Source organism: Chitinophaga silvatica (assembly GCF_003419895.1).
GTDB classification, from domain to species: Bacteria; Bacteroidota; Bacteroidia; order Chitinophagales; family Chitinophagaceae; genus Chitinophaga; species Chitinophaga silvatica.
Genome location: NZ_QPMM01000006.1, coordinates 404316 through 422974 on the forward strand (window position 1 = coordinate 404316; position 18659 = coordinate 422974).

Sequence of the window (18659 nt, forward strand, 5' to 3'; positions counted from 1 at the left end):
CAATTATCGTTTTTTTAAATTAAGCTAATTGAATCTGTTCTTTTTGTTCTTTCCTGCGATTGCGCATATAGAAGAATAATCCGGTAAATGCTACAATCAGAATAATTGGAATTACCAGGGTTGCTTTAATGATTTCCGGACCGGCAACAGAAGTCGCTTGTGCAAAAGCTGCGGCTTCAGGAGTACCGGCAGCAGCGGAGCGGTAAAGGTCTACAGCTGCACCTGTTGGTAAGTTTTTAACAATGATATCATCGTAAAAACCTCCCATGAAAATCATATAAATAGAAACAGCGAACATTCCGGCACCTCCCATCAGGTTCATACCTAACGCTCCGGATTCAGGAATATTTTCTGATACAAATCCTAACATAGTTGGCCAGAAGTAAGTAACTCCAATTCCAAAGATGAAAGCAGCTACGAATACCATGCTTCCGGATACACTGGCGAGTAAATATAAGCCCAAAGCGCTAAATATTGCAGAAACCAATAAAACTCCGGTTGGTGACATACGGTGTACAACCGGTCCGGCTACTGCTCTGCCAAGGGTTTGAACACCAGCAGTTAACGCTAAGATAAGAATTGAATTTTCAGTAACATTTTTCAGGAGTACTTCAATCCACTGTCCTGTAAATAGTTCGGTAATAGCTGTACCAAACATCAGGATAAACATTACAATAAAGAGTGGGCTTAATATGGAGCGGTACATTTGGGAAGTAGAAACCCCTGAAGCTACTCTTTCGGTTACCGGGAAATCGAGTTTCATGAACAGGTAACCATAAACTACGGTAGGGATAAGCATAGTTGCTACCTGAAGCTGGTAGGAGGTCACACCAATTTTCTTCATCAAAAACACCAACAGGGTACCTACCACAATACCACCAGGGAACCAAAGATGGAAGTGATTGAGCTTAGTAGTTTTATTATTAGGGAAAATGGTTGCTACCAGTGGATTACATGCAGCTTCCACAGTACCATTTGCCATTCCGATGAAAAGTGTAGAAATGAATAAAGACCAGAAGCCACTTGCGGTTATGGTTAGCACAATTCCCAGGAGGTGTAAAACAAAAGCTGCGAGGAGCAAGCGTTTCATGCCGATTATGTCAACAATAAACCCTCCGATTACCACGGCCAGCGGGAAGCCCCAGAAGGCAGTAGAGGCAATGATGCTCAGTTGTTTAACATCCAGGTGGAACAAAACGCCCAGATCGCCAAGGATGCCGGCACGGATACCAAAGGATAAGGATGTTACCAGCAAGGCCGTACAGCTGGCAACGAATAATTTTTGCGGTTGAATTGAGTTTGCCATAAACGTGGACTTTTTGGTTAAGTGTTTGGTTAAAGTGATAGATAGAAACAGTGTTAAACCTTTAAATTTATAAAAAGTATTTTCATATTTTTAGCTTTTTGTATGGGTGAAATCATAAAAAATTGAAAATTTTCATATTATACTGTAATGAATTGTTTTAGCACCCGTGTTATTTTATAATTGCACCTCGGGGAGTGGTCATATTTTTTGATAAGCGGTTAACCAAATGCGGCCAAAAAGCAGCCATTCCGTCAAATCTCAACGTATTGTTAATTAAGCTGTTTAAATTCTAAAAAGCAGGTAAAAACAGCCTGAAAAACCCGAATTTATTCCTACTTTTACAGGCCTTGCCAGGCGGCTGAAAAACTGACACCTTGACAGTCTGTCTTTACAAGCACAATATTTGAGTACTCTGGATGTCATCTATCCAACTACTAAGCCCGCCGCCACAGGCCATTAAAGCAGTAGAACGACTGGTTTTGGTCTGGAAGGGATTAGGTTACAAGAAATTAAATCGTTATTCGTAATTAAACATTTAACATGTTAGGTTTTTTATCAAAGCTATTTGGGGGGAATAAATCAGAGAGGGATATCAAATCCATCTCTCCAGTGGTGCAGCAGATCAATGAGGAGTATGAAAAACTTCAATCCCTGCCTATCGATGAATTGCGCCACAAAACCCAGGACTTCCGCGCACGTATTGCTGCCCATCTCGCAGAAATAGATAAAGAAATTGCACAAAAACAGTCTGCTGCCGATACAGAAGAAGACGTTACCGTAAAAGACGCCATTTATCAGGAAATAGATACACTGAAAAAAGACCGCGATAAACAACTGGAAGTAATTCTTAAAGAATTGCTCCCTGAAGCATTTGCTGTTGTAAAAGAAACAGCACGCCGCTTTTCTCAGAATCCAACCATTACTTCAACTGCCACCAATCTGGATCGTCAACTGGCGGTTACAAGAGACTATGTAACTATTCAGGGCGACCAGGCTACCTGGAAAAACAGCTGGAATGCAGCTGGTAACATGGTTACCTGGAACATGGTACACTACGATGTTCAGCTGATCGGTGGTACCGTATTGCATCAGGGTAAAATCTCTGAAATGGCTACGGGTGAAGGTAAAACCCTGGTTTCTACCCTCCCTGCCTACCTCAATGCCTTAGCCGGACAAGGGGTGCATATAGTAACGGTGAATGACTACCTCGCACGTCGTGACTCTGAATGGAATGGCCCTCTCTTCGAATTCCTGGATATCACAGTAGATTGTATTGATAAACATCAGCCTAATACTCCTGAACGTCGTAATGCCTACATGGCGGATATCACCTACGGAACCAATAACGAATTCGGTTTCGATTATCTCCGTGATAACATGGTGCATAACCCGGATGAAATGGTACAACGTAAACACCACTTCGCAATGGTCGATGAGGTGGATAGCGTATTGGTAGATGATGCCCGTACTCCACTCATTATTTCCGGTCCTATCCCCCGCGGTGAAGAACAGGAATTCCATGCATTAAAACCTCGTATCGAATACCTGGTTGAAATGCAGAAGAAAGCTACTAACCAATATTTACAGGAAGCTAAGAAATTGATCGCTGAAGGAAAAGATGACCCTAAAACCGGTGGTCTGGCCCTGGTGCGCGCATGGAGAGGCTTGCCAAAGAGCAGTGCCCTGATCAAATATCTCAGCGAACAAGGTCATAGAGTGCTTTTACAAAAATCTGAAAACTACTACCTGGCAGATCAGCAACGTGAAATGCCTAAAGTAGATGAAGGTTTGTACTTCGCAATCGACGAAAAAAATAATAGCGTAGATCTTACCGAAAAAGGTATTCACCTGATTACTCAAGGTGGTGAAGATCCAAACTTCTTTATTCTGCCAGATGTGGGTACAGAATTGGCAGAAATTGAAAAACTGTCAGTATCTCCTGAAGAGAAATTGCAGCGTAAAGATATCCTGTTACAGGAATTTGCCGCTAAATCTGATCGTATCCACTCCGTTCAACAATTGTTGAAAGCATATACTCTCTTCGATAAAGATGTGGAATATGTGGTGATGGATGGAAAAGTAAAAATCGTAGACGAACAAACAGGTCGTATCCTGGATGGCCGTCGTTATTCCGATGGTTTACACCAGGCTATTGAAGCAAAGGAAAATGTAAAAGTAGAAGCAGCTACTCAAACATTTGCTACAATTACTTTGCAGAACTACTTCCGTATGTACCACAAATTAGCTGGTATGACCGGTACCGCTTCTACTGAAGCTGGTGAGTTCTGGGAAATCTACAAACTGGATGTGGTAACCATTCCAACGAACTTACCAATTTCCCGTAATGATGCTGAAGATCTGGTTTACAAAACCAAACGCGATAAGTATAAAGCCGTTATCGAAGAAGTTAAACAACTGCAAGCCAAAGGACGCCCTGTACTGGTAGGTACTACCTCCGTAGAAGTTTCCGAATTGCTTAGCAAAATGCTGACCTTCGAAAAGGTTCCTCATAATGTATTGAACGCGAAACAACACGCCCGTGAAGCACAAATAGTAGCCGAAGCTGGCTTGCCAGGCGCTGTTACTATCGCTACAAACATGGCCGGTAGAGGTACGGATATTAAGCTCGGACCTGGCGTAAAAGAAGCTGGTGGTCTGGCAATTATCGGTACAGAAAGACACGAAAGCCGACGCGTAGACAGACAGTTACGTGGTCGTGCCGGTCGTCAGGGTGATCCGGGAACTTCTCAGTTCTTCGTTTCCCTGGAAGATGATCTGATGCGTATGTTCGGTTCTGAAAGAATTGCCGGATTGATGGACCGTATGGGCTATAAGGAAGGTGAAGTGATTCAGCACAGCATGATCACCCGTTCTATCGAAAGAGCTCAGAAAAAAGTAGAAGAAAATAACTTCGGTATCCGTAAACGTTTGCTGGAATATGATGACGTAATGAATAAACAACGTACTGTAATTTATTCAAAACGTAACCACGCATTGTTCGGTGAGCGTCTGGCTATCGATATCGATAACGCGTTCTTTGATGTTGCTGAAAACCTGGTAACTACCCATCGCGAAAGTGGTGACTATGAAGCATTCAAAATGGATGTGATCATGAACTACTCTATCGATACTTCCATTACTCCTGAAGAATTGGCTAAAGCTGATCTGCAGGCTACAGCATCCAAACTGTATCATGAAGGGAAAGAAAACTATCAGCGCAAAATCAATGATCTGATTGCTAATACTCTTCCTGCAATTGAGAATATTTACAACGAACAAGGTCACCACATCGAAAACATTTCTATTCCATTTACCGATGGTAAGAAAGGTGTAAACGTGCTGGCTAACCTGAAGAAAGTTGTGGAATCTCATGGTCTGGAAACCAGGAATGCCCTGGAACGCAGTATTACCCTTGCACTGATAGATGAAGCCTGGAAAGAGCATCTGAGAGCAATGGACGATCTGAAACAATCAGTTCAAAGTGCTGTTTACGAACAAAAAGATCCATTATTGATCTATAAGTTCGAAGCCTTTAACCTCTTCAAAAGCATGGATGGCGAAACCAGCAGAGATATCGTTGCTTTCTTAACCAAATGTGGTATTCCAATGAGAAGCCGCTCCAGAGAAGAAGCACCTGAAATCCGCGAAGCTCATGAAGAAAGAACTGATATGAGCCGTATGCGTGCTACTCATGAAGATATGGATGCTCAGCCTCAACATAATGGTCATGGTGCTGAATATCAGACGGCTGAAGAAGTAAAATCTGAGCCTGTCCGTAACCAGGGCCCGAAAATCGGACGTAATGACCTTTGCCCTTGCGGTAGTGGTAAAAAATACAAACAATGTCACGGTAAAGACCTGTAGGTTTTAATCCGTAATCATTGATTTCTATATTCTTAATGGATCGCAATCGGCTGGTAGCATGATTGCGATCCGTTTTTATAGGGGCCTGGTGCCATCCGGCCTAATTTCTTTATTTTTGTTGCATGAATATCAATAGAACCATAGATCATACCGTACTGAAACCTACCACTACTCTCGAAGATGTGAAAAAGCTATGCATGGAGTGTGTAGAGTATGATTTTGCCGCCGCTTGTGTTCCTCCTCTATATGTTAAAATCGCCCAGCAATTTTTAGGGAATACCAATACTAAGATCGCAACCGTAATCGGTTTTCCATTTGGCTATTCTGCTATAGAAGCTAAAGTTGCCGAGCTGATTTTGGCAATTGTAGACGGGGCCGATGAATTGGATGTGGTAATCAATATTTCTGCTATTAAGAATAATGATTGGGAATATCTCGAAAAGGAGATTGCTAATATCATGTACATTGTGCGTGAGAAGAAAAAGGTAATTAAAGTAATTATAGAAAGTGGCATATTATTGGAAGAAGAGATCGTCAAATGTTGCCAGCTGTACAGCAAATATGGGGTCGATTTTGTGAAAACCTCTACTGGTTACGCCGAAAGAGGTGCTACAATTGAAGCTGTTAAGTTGATGAGAGCAAATCTTCCTGCCAATATTCAGATAAAAGCATCGGGAGGTATTCGTACCTTCGCTTTTGCGAAAGAGCTTATAGAAGCGGGTGCAACACGCATTGGAGCAAGTGCCAGTGTTAATATCGTGAAAGAGAGCAAAGAAGGAACAGCACAATAAGATTATTCATTTTATTTAATTATACAGTATTCATGCAAAAATTATTCATCCTGGCAAGTTGTTTATTGATTAGTAGCCTTGCCATGGCCCAGGATAATGAAACGGCTTCAAACGGGAATGTAAGAGTAGTGAAGGATAATAGAATAGATGCGCTGATTAAAAAGCAAATCTATATCAATAACCTGGCTATCCGCAACCAATCCGGTTTTCGTGTACAGGTGATTTCTACCAATAAACGTGGAGATGCCAACGACGCAAAAGCTAAAGTAATGCAGTTGTTTCCAGACTACCGTACCTATCTCGATTATCAGGCTCCCTATTTTAAAGTTCGCGTTGGTGATTTTAGATCAAGAGAAGAAGCGACGGAATTACGTGATAAATTATCGGATCTCTTCTCAGGCGGTGTATTTGTAGTACCTGCAATTATTAACGTGACTCCAGACAAAGAACTATCGAATGAAGAACCGTATTAAAGAGTTGGCGAAGGCTTATGCCCCGGAGGTTACAGCCATCAGACGCCACTTGCATGCCCATCCCGAATTATCGTTTCAGGAATATAACACTTCAGCATTTATTCAGGAAAAGCTGAAGGAATATGGGGTTAAATATCATGCTGGTATAGCCGGTACAGGTATTATTGCCCTGATAGAAGGAAATAATCCTGCATCCAAAACAATTGCACTACGTGCCGACATCGATGCGCTTCCTATCACTGAAGCAAATGATGTTTCTTATAAATCTACCAATCAGGGCGTAATGCATGCATGCGGACATGATGTGCATACTTCCTGCGTTTTAGGAGCAGTAAAAATCCTGAACGAACTTAAAGACCAATTTGAAGGAACCGTAAAGGTGCTGTTTCAACCAGGTGAAGAAAAACATCCGGGGGGTGCCAGTATCATGATTGAAGAAGGCGCATTAGAGAATCCCCGCCCCGATGCCATCTTAGGTTTGCACGTGCATCCTTCACTGGAAGTTGGAAAGCTGGGTTTTCACCCTGGTAAATATATGGCCAGTGCAGATGAAATCTATATTACAGTTAAAGGTAAAGGTGGCCATGCCGCTCAGCCTCACCTGACAGTGGATACCATCCTGGTAGCTTCACAGTTAGTGGTAAGTTTGCAGCAAATCATCTCCCGAAACAATAATCCATTTTCTCCTTCAGTATTATCAATTTGTGCATTCAATGGTGGGTTTACTACTAATGTTATTCCCAGTGAGGTAAAGCTGATGGGTACTTTCAGGGCTATGGATGAAACATGGCGCTTTAAAGCTCATGAACTGATCGGCAAACAGGCTATTGGAATTGCTGAAGCAATGGGTGCGGAGATTGATATTGAAATATTAGTTGGGTATCCTACTCTTTATAATAATGAAGCAGTGACCAATAAAGCAATAGATTTTGCTACAGAATATATGGGTACTGAAAATGTAGGAGATACTGAAATAAGGATGGGAGCAGAAGATTTTGCTTTCTATTCTCAGGTGGTTCCGGCCTGCTTTTTCAGGCTAGGAACAGGAAATGCAGCAAAAGGAATTACATCCGGTGTACATACTCCAACATTTGACATAGATGAAAAAGCTATAGAAATAGGAATGGGAACTATGGCATATTTGGCTACTCAATTTTAAAAGATATAAAAAAAACGTCCTGAGAAATCAGGACGTTTTTTTGCTTATGATTCTTTTCTAATTTTTTAGACGATTGGTTTGATAACCTATTGCTGTTTTTTATAAGTTTATTGCTTATTATTTGAATGATTTAATTGATTGTAAAATATCGCCATTCAGTTCCAAAATTGACATACTATCCAGCCTTAAATCAGCATATTTGTTAGTTGCTTTAAATGTCAGTGAACCTTTAGTAAGTTCTAAATTGGCTGAATCAACAGTATTTGGAAATTCAACAAATAGTTTGGTAGAGACTTTGCCTTTGTAGTTCAGGAGCTGAATTTTTGAGTTTTCTAATACAGTATATGTATTGTCTTCCGCAACAATATTTAATGCAGATAATTTATTAAAATCTACAATTTTCAGATACCACATCTGGCCCTTATGTTCTATATAATTAATAGAAGGAGCGGTTATTGAAACATAAATATTTTTACTGTTTTCTATTACAAGAGTATCGCCTTTATAATAGAATTCATCTTTAGTTAATCCATCTACACTATAATTGTCTGCTTGCTTCAAATCCACGTATACAAAATCTTTGCTTTTATCTTGTAGAATACCATTTTTGAATACTAAAGCATGAAAGGGCTGAACTGTTTCCGGCTCTCTGTTTCTTCGTGTGGAAGATTTATCCACATTGGTAATACCCTTGCTGTAATTCACCCTTAAAATGATGGCTGAAAACAGGAGCATTGCAAATAGCCAGCTCCCAAAAGCTATGATTAATTTACTACTAGTTTTCATGTTCGTTGAACTTTGATTGTTTGAATTTCTCGAAGTGAGGTTTCAGTTCATCGAGATTCATTCCTAATAAATAAAGGTTCCTGAAGAAGCTGGGAAGTTCATTAGTTATAAATGCTTCCTTCTTGTATTCTTTAATCTTCTGAATGGCATCAGTGTTGATGAAGTAGCCTATACCTCTTTTATTGTGAATTATTTCCTGTTGTTGCAACAATTCACAGGTACGCATGATGGTATTAGGATTTACTTCCAATGCAACTGCCAATTCTCTGACCGATGGTATGCGTTCTTCAGGAGGCCATTTGTTGAGCAATACCTGTTCGCAGATATAATCAGCGATTTGGAGGTAGATTGCTTGTGTATCTTTAAATTCCATGGCTCAAATAGTTTTAAATTTCTTTATCCTTTAAACGGAAGTAGGTTAGAACTAAAAGTGCAGGGCCTACTATGAATTTGACGATGAATAGGTAAGTGTTTCTTAGCCATTCAGGAATTATATAGATTTCCGTGTATGAGGAGTTGTTTGACAGATTATAAATCTGCTTACCAACCAAGAAAAAGGGAGCTGTTCTTTTATACATTTCGCCTTCAGTACCAAATAAACACAGAATAATAAAGGAGTGAACCAATGCAACAGCCAGTAAAACAACAAACAGGGAAACTATTGTTTTTATTAAGGTATACTTATGGAACCAGGTGGCCGCTAAGAGAATTATAGCCTGAAGCAGGAAGTAACCGTAATACCAATACTCTCGGTAGTTTGACAGAAATTCATAGTCATGCACGAGTTTAACCTGATTATTGTACTTCATGTTCTGTAAGCCTTCTATTATATTGAGTGATAGAAAACAACTGATATGATAGAAAATAAAGTAACCAACTACGGTGATCAGGAACGTTGTGAGAAATTTCTCGAACTGTGATGCTGGCAGCATTAGAAAATCTATACTTTTTTCTTTAGAGGAAAATTCGTTGAAAGATCTGCTGGTAAGCAATGCACTACCCAGGTATAAACCTATGTAGTAAAAGGGTATGATATTGGTGGTGCTGGTATAAGTAGTGTGGGCAACGAGCACACCAAAAGCGCCAATACCGGTCATAATTCCAAAGGTAGCCAAGGCTCCCAGGATATAGAACTTCAGATTATCGGTAGCATACTTTTTAAAATAGAGCAGCATGCGGGTAGGCTGAAAGAAATTATTTGTATGCATATGCTAATTAGTTGAAAATTTCTTGTATAGGTTTCTGATTGGAAAGAACCGCATTAAACAGCAATTCCATATCTACTTTATTGTGATCAAATCCTGTATTAGGGGTAATGATATTATGACCACGTAAAGAACTATCGGCAAATAAAACAGTTTCAATTTCTTCCAACCTTGTTACAGTTCTGAAGCTTAGTTTATTCGTTACTGTTTGTATATCTTCTTTGAAAACAATTTTGTGATCGTCTATTATCACAATGCTATCAATGAGGTTGTCGAGATCTCTGACCTGGTGAGTAGAGATGACAATGCATTTGTCGTCACTTACAGCAGAGGCGATTACTTTTCTGAACTGGCTTTTAGAAGGGATGTCGAGACCATTTGTGGGTTCGTCCATAATCAACACTTTTGTATTGGTGGCCAGGGCAAAGCTGATCAGCACTTTCTTTTTCTGGCCATAAGACATTTCTGTTAATTGCTGGTCTTGTGGGATGTTGAATTCTTTTAAATAGCGGAAGAAGGCAGCTTTGTCGAAATTGGGGTAAAATGGAGAGTAAATGTTCACATATTTCTGAACACTGAATTTAGGGAGATAGAACTCTTCAGGCACCAGAAAAATTTCCTGCAGGAAGCTGGGTTGCCTGTTGGCAGAAGAATAGCCCATTACTTCACAGGTACCGCTATCGGGAAATAGCAAGCCTGCTATTTGTTTCAGGAGAGTGGATTTACCAGCTCCGTTTTTACCTAGTAAACCATAGATATGTCCAGCTTCTAAGGATAGTTGAAGATCCTGGAATAGAGGTTTCTTTTTTCGATAGCTAAACGATAGAGATTTTATGTTGATCATATTTAGCGATTTAGTGTACTACTTAACTAATACACTGTAAAAGTAGAACTCTTATTTAGATTTCCAAACAGAAAATCAGGAATTAGGCTTAGATGCTTATCTGTAGCGGGAAGAAATTTTTAAGGGTGAACTTGAAGTTGTCTTGTGGAGCGTGGTTTTTAGGTTGATGAAGGTGTATTATTTAAAGTTTATGCAAGACTTAGTGTTATCCTTATTATTTACTTAAATCAATAGATTTCATGAATTCTTGATCTTTAATTGTTGGATTTATTTTCTATGGCTGATGGTAGGCATTGGGATAAACCCAATGCTATTAGGTTAAGGGAAAGGTTGCTGATTGAATATTGTCTTCAATTTAAATGACTGGTTTCCTTTACTGTAGACTGGGCATGGTAAACCCAATGCTATTAAGTTAAGTGGAAGGATGTTGATTGAATATTGAATTTCAATTTAAATGACTGGTTTCCTTTACTGTAGACTGGGCAGGGGTAAACCCTGCCCCTACAGGGTTTCAGCGAATTGCAGTTTCTATATTGTAGAATTGTTCCTTTACAGAATTGAAATTAGTAGATCGACTTTTAACATGAAATATATCTACCAGATGAAAATTTGGTTTCGATGAAACCCTGTAGGGGCAGGGTTTTACCCCTGCCCAGTCTACAGTACAGGAAATTCATCATTCACTTAAAGATAATTAAACCAGGGCCTATTTACCTTAACCCAATAGCATTGGGTTTTCCTACCTTCTTGCAGTCGAAGAAGTTTTGTATTAATCAATGCCTCATTTACCTGCATTCCCCTATCAACCTAAAAAAACAAAAAGAGACTGTCTCATTACTGAAACAGTCTCTTTTCTAAAATCCTTATGGCAAAGCTTATCCTAACTCAGGATAAAGCGGGAATTGCTTCATAAAGCCATTTACTTCGCCTCTGATATTTTTGATCAGCGCTTCGTTGTCTGCATCCATCAACAGTTGATCGATCCACTCAACGATCTGGCCCATATGTTCTTCTTTCAGTCCACGTGTGGTAATAGCCGGAACGCCTACACGGATACCTGAAGTAACGAAAGCTGATTTATCATCGAAAGGCACCATATTTTTATTGGCAGTAATATCTGCCTGTACCAATACCTGTTCAGCTTTTTTACCAGAGATGTTTTTATTGCGAAGGTCGATCAGCATCAGGTGGTTATCGGTACCGCCGGAGATGATCTGGTAACCTTTATCAACAAAGCTTTTAGCCATAGCCTGAGCATTTTTCAGGATTTGCTTGGCATAAACGGTATAATCGTCTGACAAGATCTCGAAGAAAGAAACTGCTTTAGCAGCAATTACATGCTCCAACGGACCACCCTGAATTCCAGGGAATACAGCAGTATCAATTAATGAGCTCATCATACGGGTTTCGCCTTTTGGAGTTTTCAGTCCAAATGGATTTTCGAAATCCGCACCCATCATAATCATACCACCACGAGGACCACGTAGGGTTTTGTGAGTGGTAGTAGTAACGAAATGACAATGAGCAAATGGAGAATTTAATAATCCTTTAGCGATTAAACCGGCAGGGTGAGCGATATCAGCCAATACAAATGCACCTACCTGGTCTGCAATCTCACGAATACGTTTGTAATCCCAATCACGGCTATAGGCAGAAGCACCACATACAATCAATTTAGGTTTTTCGCGGTTAGCGATTTCCTCCATCTTATCGTATTCAACTAATCCAGTTTCTTTATTTACGCCATAGAAGTGAGGCTGATACAGTTTACCTGAATAGTTTACAGATGAACCATGGGTCAGGTGCCCGCCCATGCTCAGATCTAAACCTAATATTTTATCTCCTGCTTGTAAAATGGCCAGCATAACAGCTGCATTAGCCTGAGCGCCTGAGTGAGGTTGTACGTTCACATAAGCAGCTCCAAATATTTGTTTTGCCCTGTCAATTGCGAGTTGTTCGCTCTGGTCTACTATTTCGCAGCCTGCATAATACCTTCTGCCAGGATACCCTTCGGCATATTTATTTGTCATCACATTTCCCATTGCCTGCATAACTTGCAAACTGGTAAAGTTCTCGGATGCAATCAGTTCAATGCCATGGCGCTGACGTTGCAATTCCTGGCCGATTAAATCAAATATTTGCTGGTCTCTTTGCATGATGCCTAAAATTTGGTGCAAAAATAGAATAAAGCCTGATCAAATGCAATTGAAGCTTTTTAACTTCTTAACAGCATCATTACCCCCAAAATCCCTAAATCTTCTTAATTTGTCATAATTTCGCGCCATTCGGGAGCAACATAATCCTAACGACAATTATAGATGAAGGCAATAATACCAGTGGCAGGGGCAGGTACAAAATTACGCCCACACACCTACACACAGCCCAAAGCATTAATACCTTTAGCTGGCAGAACCATTCTTAGTATCATTATTGATCAATTGGTTGATGCCGGAATTACAGAATTTGTTTTTGTAGTGGGATACCTGGGTGAAAAAATACAGCACTACGTAGAAAAAAAATATCCTCAACTTACCTGTTATTTCGTTCAGCAAAATAGCAGAGAAGGTACAGGACACGCTATAGCATTAACAAGAGAAGTTGTTGGCAACGATGAAGTATTAATCGTTTTAGGTGATACTATCGCAGAAACCGACTATAAAGAGCTGATAGCCTCTCCATACTCCATGCTCGGTCTTAAAAAAGTAGATGATCCCCGTAATTTCGGAGTAGCGGAACTGAATGAAGACGGACAAATTACCAGAGTAGTAGAAAAACCTCAGATTCCTAAATCTAATCTGGCGCTGGTAGGTGTTTATAAGATTAAAGAAACCAAACAACTTTACGATTGTCTTCAAAACAATATAGATAATAAAGTAAAATCACACGATGAATTTCAGCTTACCGATGCTTTGGAATGCATGATAGAACATGGTGTGCGTTTTAATGGATTTAAAGTATCCAACTGGTTCGACTGCGGAAGAAAAGATACCTTGCTGGAAACCAATGCTATATTACTGAAGAAGTATAAACTGGCCAGCAATCCTGTATTACCATATGAAAATACTATTATCATCCCGCCGGTAAGTATAGGTGAAGGATGTAATATCAAAAATTCTATTATAGGGCCTAATGTTGCAGTTGGAGATAATACAGTTATCAACTACTCCATAGTTAAAGATTCTATCATTGGCTCTTTCAGTAATCTGTACGAAGTTGTATTAAAATCTTCCCTCATTGGTAGCGATGCCAATATCAGAGGTCTTAGCCAAAGCCTTAATATCGGTGATAATACGGAAATAGATCTGGGATAAGCTACTTTTCCTATATTCGTTGATATGGAAAACAGGATTACTTCTTTATTCAATATCAAATATCCCATTATTCAGGCCGGCATGATCTGGGCCAGCGGTTGGCGTTTGGCAAGTGCAGTAAGTAACGCTGGCGGATTAGGCATCATTGGCGCCGGTAGTATGTATCCTGATGTTTTAAAATATCATGTACAACAATGTAAACAAGCAACCGATAAGCCATTCGGAGTAAACCTTCCCTTGTTGTATCCGGATATTGATAAGCTGGTACAGATTATTCTTGAAGAAAAAGTTCCTATAGTTTTTACTTCTGCAGGGAATCCAAAAACCTGGACTTCTACACTAAAAGCTGCCGGTATCATAGTAGTGCACGTAGTTTCAAGTACTGCTTTTGCTCTTAAAAGTGAAGCTGCCGGCGTAGATGCTGTAGTAGCAGAAGGTTTTGAAGCCGGTGGGCATAATGGCCGCGAGGAAACCACTACCCTTGTTTTAATACCCGGTGTAACAGCACAGGTAAAAATTCCTGTAATCGCCGCTGGCGGTATTGCCACAGGAAAAGCTATGGCAGCCGCTTTTGCTCTAGGAGCAGAAGGTGTGCAGGTAGGTAGTAGATTTGTAGCTACTCCTGAAGCTTCTTCGCATTTAAACTTCAAACAGGCAGTTGTAAATGCTAAAGAAGGTGATACTATGGTGGGTTTGAAAAAGCTCACACCTGTCAGACTATTAAAGAATGCATTTTATGAGGCGGTGCATACCGCAGAAAATAACGGGGCAGATATTGAAACACTAAAAACCTTATTAGGTCGTGCAAGAGCGAAAGCCGGAATGTTTGAAGGAGACCTTGAAGAAGGGGAACTGGAAATAGGCCAGGTTAGTTCATTAATAACAGAAATAAAGCCTGCCGGAGAAGTTGTAGAAGAGATCTGGCAAGAGTTTCAGACTACCGTAAAAAAATTCAGGGATTTTGTTGATTAACAAAATCCCTGTTTTATTTAGTTTCTTTTTACTATCCATTTCATGGCTTCCTTCAGCGTGATTTTCTTACCATAAAGCAGAATCCCTGTACGATAAATTTTACCAGCTAACCAGGTAGTCAGAATAAATCCGCCGATCAGACAAATAAACGATAACCCTAATTGCCAGTAAGGTACTGTACCCGGTACTCCATATGGTAATCTTGTCATCATTACTATAGGGGAAGTGAATGGAATAATTGATCCCCAAACGGCCAACGAACTTTCTGGATTTTGTACTGATTTGATCATAATCATAATTCCGATAATGATTGGAACAGTAATAGGGAAAGAAAGTTGTTGAATATCAGTTGCATCTTCATTGGCTAAACTACCTACAGCCGCATAAAGAGAAGAATAGAATAAATAACCGCCCAGGAAATAAAGGAAGAAGCATGGAATTAATAAGCCCCAGTTGATGCTTCCCATTACCTGGCTGATGTTTTTTACCATTTCAGCAGCTTTTGCCTGATCTACAGTGGAAGTGCCCTGAGAAGCGGCTTGCATAACTTCAGGTGAAATAAATAAAGGAATAATAATCGTGTAAATAACGGTAATTAATACGCCCCAGATCAAAAATTGTAGCAACCCAACAGCTCCGATACCAACAATTTTGCCCATCATGAGCTGGAATGGTCTTACACTGGAAACCATTACTTCAGAAATACGGTTAACTTTTTCCTCCATTACACCTCTCATTACCGTAGTACCAAACAACAGCAACACAAAGTAAATAATAAAGCCACTGGCATAGCCAACACCATAAGCTACAAGCGAACTACCTTTTTTATCTTCCTTTCCATTTTTGAATACAACTTCAGCATCCGATCTGAGCTCTTTCAATTTTGCAGGATCGAGCCCCTGTTCTGCCAGTCTTTTGTTTTCTATTACATCATTAATCTGTTTATTGATTTCATGTTCGAGCGTAATGTTTGCTTGTCCTTTACTATAGAATTCAAAACCGGATGGTCTTTCAAGATCAAATTTCGGGATGAATAAAACACCCTGAAATCCCTGGCTCTCATAATTGGCTTTCAGGCTGTCGAACGATTGATTTGCAGGTAGATATTTAAAATAGATTCCTTTTTCGTCCGGGAATTTATTCTCAAATAGCCCGCTCTGATCAATTACTGCAATACGTTTTTTCTCATTATCGCCTGTTGCGAGTAAAATGGGAACAATGATCATTGCTGCAAAAGCAAGTGGAACTAAGAGTGTAGTAACCAGAAAAGATTTCTTACGGATACGGGTAAGAAATTCCCGTTTTATGATGATAAGAATTTTGTTCATAAGTCAAGTTGTAATCAGGAAAGAACAGGTGCTGTTTTCAGGTCGGCTTCTTCAGTTTGTTTTACCTGCTTGATAAATACTTCATTAATGGTTGGAAGTATTTCTTCAAAGTAAGTAACAGGAATATCCTGGCGGATGAAGTGTAGTAATATATCGTTAGTAGTACTATCTTCATTCAGTTTTACAGTAAATGCCTTATCGTGTGTTTCGATAATATTGAAATGCCAGGTAGCCATTTGTGCCGGATTAGGCATAGTACCTAAACCCACTTTAAAGAGGCCTTGTTTGAATTCCTGTTTGATTCCGGCAACACTTCCATCGAGTATTTTCTGCCCTTTATTAACCAGCATAATATGGTCGCAGATTTCTTCCACCTGTTCCATACGGTGGGTAGAAAAGATGATGGTAGTACCTTCTTTACTAAGGTTGAAGATTTCCTGTTTGATCATCTCTGAGTTGATGGGGTCTAATCCGGTGAATGGTTCATCGAGGATCAGGAGTTTAGGTTTATGCAACACAGTAGAAATAAATTGCACTTTTTGTTGCATTCCTTTACTCAATTCATCTACCTTTTTAGTGTACCAGGAGTTGATATCGAATTTATCGAACCAATATTTTATACTGCTGGTAGCTTCTTTTTTACTGAGGCCTTTTAGTTGGGCAAGATAGAGCGTTTGCTCGCCAACCATCATTTTTTTATATAGGCCTCTTTCTTCCGGCATATAGCCGATATATTGAATATCCTTTTCAGGATCAAATGGATGGCCATTGAATGTAATTTTGCCTTCATCGGGGTAGAAGATGCCTGTTAGCATTCGTAACAAGGTAGTTTTGCCGGCTCCGTTTGGGCCCAGCAGCCCAAAGATGCTTCCCTGCTGGATGGAGAAGGAAATATCATCTACGGCTTTGTGGGTTTCATAATACTTTTTGAGATGCGATACTTCGAGTAAGTTCATACTGGAAATTAGCAATTAATCTGTTAAGAAGATAGTAAATATTAGACGATTATTACTTTAATTTTTCGGCAATAACAGCAGCAACGCGTTCTCCATCCATTGCAGCAGAAACAATACCACCGGCATAACCAGCACCTTCCGCGCAAGGGTAAAGGCCGGCAATTTGAGGATGTTCCAAAGTATCGTTGTTGCGAGGGATGCGTACAGGTGAAGAAGTCCGGGATTCGGTGGCTACAAGTACTGCCTGTTCTGTATAATATCCCTTCATTTTTTTGCCGAATGCTTTTAAGGCAGGGCCCAGGCGTTGATGCACACTAGCGGGTAAAACGGAACGAAGATCGGTAGAATGAATGCCAGGCAGATAAGAGCAATCGGGAAGAGAAGAAGAGATTTTTTTCTGTACAAAATCTGTCATTCGTTGTGCCGGAGCAACAAAATTTCCACCACCTGCATTGAATGCTTTTTGTTCCACCATTTGCTGGAAGTACATAGCAGCTAAAGGGCCATGTTTGGCAAATGGAGTAAAGTCGGATTCATCTACAGTTACGACCATACCTGAATTGGCGTAAGGGTTATTTCTTTTGGAGGGCGACCATCCGTTTACCACCAGTTCACCCGGGTCGGTAGATGCTGGAGCAATAATGCCACCAGGACACATACAGAAAGAGAAAACGCCGCGGCCCTCCACTTGTTCTACCAGGCTATAGCTGGCCGGTGGAAGGAAGTCGCCTCTCAGATCGCAATGATATTGAGCTTTATCTATTATTTCCTGTGGGTGTTCAATTCTTACACCTAAAGCAAATGGTTTTGCTTCCAGGAGGATATTTTTACTATGTAGTAGTGTAAATATATCTCTTGCTGAGTGACCGGTTGCCAGGATGATATCGGCAGCATGAAAAGTTTGGCCGGTTGCAGTAGTTACACCGGTGACTTTATTATTGGCAATAAGTATATCGGTTACTTTTTGTTCGAAATGAACTTCTCCGCCACTATTGATAATTTGTTCCCTCATAGCAGTGATGATATGTGGGAGTTTATTGGTACCAATATGAGGGTGAGCATCGATCATTATTTTTTCATCGGCGCCAAAAAAGACGAATATGTTAAGGATTCGATTAATATCACCACGTTTATTGGAGCGGGTATAAAGTTTACCATCGGAGTAGGTACCGGCGCCACCTTCGCCGAAGCAGTAATTAGATTCGGGGTTTACGATACCGGTTTTATTGAGTGCGGCCAGATCGCGGCGGCGGGCGCGTACATCTTTACCTCTTTCGAGGATGATGGGTTTAATGCCGGCTTCTATGAGGCGTAGTGCAGCAAAGAGGCCAGCAGGGCCGGCTCCGACAATAATAACTGACGGGGCATTGGCTGGTAGGGAGTGATAGGTAGGGTGAAGATGCGGCCTTACTATCCAGGGTTCATTGATGAATACCTGTAGGGTAAGTATAAAATATACTTGTCTGGAGCGGGCGTCAATAGAGCGTTTGAGTAGATTGAATCCGGTGATGGCGGCAGGTTTGACATTTAGTTCATTGGCTGCTGCCTGTAGGATATGTGTATGATTACCTGCGTTGGCAGGTAAGAGTTTGAGGGAGATTTGTTGAATCATGTTAGGTGTTTATCCTAAAATATTATTATGTATTTAGGGATTTGGAATGCGT

The 18659-nt window shown here is 40.3% G+C and carries 15 protein-coding genes; 6 read left to right on the top strand and 9 right to left on the bottom strand.

Features of this window, described 5'->3' with window-relative positions; genetic code table 11:
• Positions 1-19: 19 nt before the first annotated feature.
• Positions 20-1306: an MFS transporter gene (locus DVR12_RS12785; protein WP_116976060.1), complete on the bottom strand. Its 1287-nt coding sequence runs from the start codon at positions 1304-1306 to the stop codon at positions 20-22.
• A gap of 540 nt (positions 1307-1846) precedes the next feature.
• Here DVR12_RS12785 and secA point away from each other — a divergent pair.
• The 4 genes from secA (at position 1847) to DVR12_RS12805 (ending at position 7593) form a co-directional block, all read left to right on the top strand.
• Positions 1847-5170 carry a preprotein translocase subunit SecA gene (secA, locus tag DVR12_RS12790; protein ID WP_116976061.1) on the top strand — a complete coding sequence of 1108 codons (3324 nt, stop codon included), beginning with the start codon at positions 1847-1849 and terminating at the stop codon, positions 5168-5170.
• A 122-nt stretch (positions 5171-5292) separates the two neighbouring features.
• Positions 5293-5961, top strand: a complete 669-nt coding sequence (deoC, locus tag DVR12_RS12795) for a deoxyribose-phosphate aldolase (RefSeq protein WP_116976062.1) — start codon at positions 5293-5295, stop codon at positions 5959-5961.
• Positions 5962-5993: 32 nt separating this feature from the next.
• The gene (locus DVR12_RS12800) at positions 5994-6434 is read left to right on the top strand and encodes an SPOR domain-containing protein (protein WP_116976063.1); all 441 of its coding nucleotides are present in this window, start codon (positions 5994-5996) and stop codon (positions 6432-6434) included.
• A complete protein-coding gene (locus DVR12_RS12805) occupies positions 6418-7593 on the top strand; it encodes a M20 metallopeptidase family protein (RefSeq protein ID WP_116976064.1) in 1176 nt (391 codons plus the stop codon). The genes DVR12_RS12800 and DVR12_RS12805 overlap by 17 nt, the downstream gene beginning before the upstream one ends.
• Before the next feature lie 117 nt (positions 7594-7710).
• Here DVR12_RS12805 and DVR12_RS12810 read toward each other — a convergent pair whose 3' ends face one another.
• From DVR12_RS12810 to DVR12_RS12830, 5 genes are all read right to left on the bottom strand, one after another.
• Positions 7711-8379, bottom strand: coding sequence for a hypothetical protein (locus DVR12_RS12810; RefSeq protein ID WP_116976065.1), 669 nt, complete (start codon positions 8377-8379; stop codon positions 7711-7713).
• The gene (locus tag DVR12_RS12815) at positions 8369-8752 is read right to left on the bottom strand and encodes a GntR family transcriptional regulator (protein WP_116976066.1); all 384 of its coding nucleotides are present in this window, start codon (positions 8750-8752) and stop codon (positions 8369-8371) included. Before DVR12_RS12815 ends, DVR12_RS12810 begins: the two co-directional genes overlap by 11 nt.
• A gap of 13 nt (positions 8753-8765) precedes the next feature.
• A complete protein-coding gene (locus tag DVR12_RS12820) occupies positions 8766-9587 on the bottom strand; it encodes a hypothetical protein (protein WP_116976067.1) in 822 nt (273 codons plus the stop codon).
• A gap of 7 nt (positions 9588-9594) precedes the next feature.
• Positions 9595-10428, bottom strand: a complete 834-nt coding sequence (locus DVR12_RS12825) for an ABC transporter ATP-binding protein (protein WP_116976068.1) — start codon at positions 10426-10428, stop codon at positions 9595-9597.
• Between the two features lie 875 nt (positions 10429-11303).
• Positions 11304-12584: a serine hydroxymethyltransferase gene (locus DVR12_RS12830; protein ID WP_116976069.1), complete on the bottom strand. Its 1281-nt coding sequence runs from the start codon at positions 12582-12584 to the stop codon at positions 11304-11306.
• A 162-nt stretch (positions 12585-12746) separates the two neighbouring features.
• On the opposite strand from DVR12_RS12830, the gene DVR12_RS12835 reads away from it, so the two are divergent.
• Together DVR12_RS12835 and DVR12_RS12840 are read left to right on the top strand one after the other, a co-directional pair.
• On the top strand, positions 12747-13739 hold the full coding sequence (locus DVR12_RS12835) for a sugar phosphate nucleotidyltransferase (protein WP_116976070.1): 993 nt from the start codon (positions 12747-12749) through the stop codon (positions 13737-13739).
• Between the two features lie 24 nt (positions 13740-13763).
• Positions 13764-14711, top strand: coding sequence for an NAD(P)H-dependent flavin oxidoreductase (locus DVR12_RS12840; RefSeq protein ID WP_116976071.1), 948 nt, complete (start codon positions 13764-13766; stop codon positions 14709-14711).
• Positions 14712-14728: 17 nt separating this feature from the next.
• Here the strand turns inward: DVR12_RS12840 and DVR12_RS12845 are convergent, their stop codons facing one another.
• The 3 genes from DVR12_RS12845 to DVR12_RS12855 are packed head-to-tail and all read right to left on the bottom strand — an operon-like array spanning position 14729 to position 18607.
• Positions 14729-16039, bottom strand: a complete 1311-nt coding sequence (locus tag DVR12_RS12845) for an ABC transporter permease (protein ID WP_116976072.1) — start codon at positions 16037-16039, stop codon at positions 14729-14731.
• Positions 16040-16053: 14 nt separating this feature from the next.
• Positions 16054-16995, bottom strand: a complete 942-nt coding sequence (locus DVR12_RS12850; RefSeq protein ID WP_116976073.1) for an ABC transporter ATP-binding protein — start codon at positions 16993-16995, stop codon at positions 16054-16056.
• A gap of 52 nt (positions 16996-17047) precedes the next feature.
• Positions 17048-18607: an NAD(P)/FAD-dependent oxidoreductase gene (locus DVR12_RS12855; protein WP_116976074.1), complete on the bottom strand. Its 1560-nt coding sequence runs from the start codon at positions 18605-18607 to the stop codon at positions 17048-17050.
• Positions 18608-18659: the final 52 nt, after the last annotated feature.

Excerpts from the sequence above, each read along its gene's own strand:
- DVR12_RS12830 (WP_116976069.1), bottom strand. The coding sequence starts at position 12,584 with ATGCAAAGAGACCAGCAAATATTTGATTTAATCGGCCAGGAATTGCAA.
- DVR12_RS12810 (WP_116976065.1), bottom strand. The coding sequence starts at position 8,379 with ATGAAAACTAGTAGTAAATTAATCATAGCTTTTGGGAGCTGGCTATTT.
- deoC (WP_116976062.1), top strand. The coding sequence starts at position 5,293 with ATGAATATCAATAGAACCATAGATCATACCGTACTGAAACCTACCACT.
- DVR12_RS12840 (WP_116976071.1), top strand. The coding sequence starts at position 13,764 with ATGGAAAACAGGATTACTTCTTTATTCAATATCAAATATCCCATTATT.
- DVR12_RS12800 (WP_116976063.1), top strand. The coding sequence starts at position 5,994 with ATGCAAAAATTATTCATCCTGGCAAGTTGTTTATTGATTAGTAGCCTT.
- secA (WP_116976061.1), top strand. The coding sequence starts at position 1,847 with ATGTTAGGTTTTTTATCAAAGCTATTTGGGGGGAATAAATCAGAGAGG.
- DVR12_RS12815 (WP_116976066.1), bottom strand. The coding sequence starts at position 8,752 with ATGGAATTTAAAGATACACAAGCAATCTACCTCCAAATCGCTGATTAT.
- DVR12_RS12855 (WP_116976074.1), bottom strand. The coding sequence starts at position 18,607 with ATGATTCAACAAATCTCCCTCAAACTCTTACCTGCCAACGCAGGTAAT.
- DVR12_RS12820 (WP_116976067.1), bottom strand. The coding sequence starts at position 9,587 with ATGCATACAAATAATTTCTTTCAGCCTACCCGCATGCTGCTCTATTTT.
- DVR12_RS12805 (WP_116976064.1), top strand. The coding sequence starts at position 6,418 with ATGAAGAACCGTATTAAAGAGTTGGCGAAGGCTTATGCCCCGGAGGTT.
- DVR12_RS12785 (WP_116976060.1), bottom strand. The coding sequence starts at position 1,306 with ATGGCAAACTCAATTCAACCGCAAAAATTATTCGTTGCCAGCTGTACG.
- DVR12_RS12850 (WP_116976073.1), bottom strand. The coding sequence starts at position 16,995 with ATGAACTTACTCGAAGTATCGCATCTCAAAAAGTATTATGAAACCCAC.
- DVR12_RS12835 (WP_116976070.1), top strand. The coding sequence starts at position 12,747 with ATGAAGGCAATAATACCAGTGGCAGGGGCAGGTACAAAATTACGCCCA.
- DVR12_RS12825 (WP_116976068.1), bottom strand. The coding sequence starts at position 10,428 with ATGATCAACATAAAATCTCTATCGTTTAGCTATCGAAAAAAGAAACCT.
- DVR12_RS12845 (WP_116976072.1), bottom strand. The coding sequence starts at position 16,039 with ATGAACAAAATTCTTATCATCATAAAACGGGAATTTCTTACCCGTATC.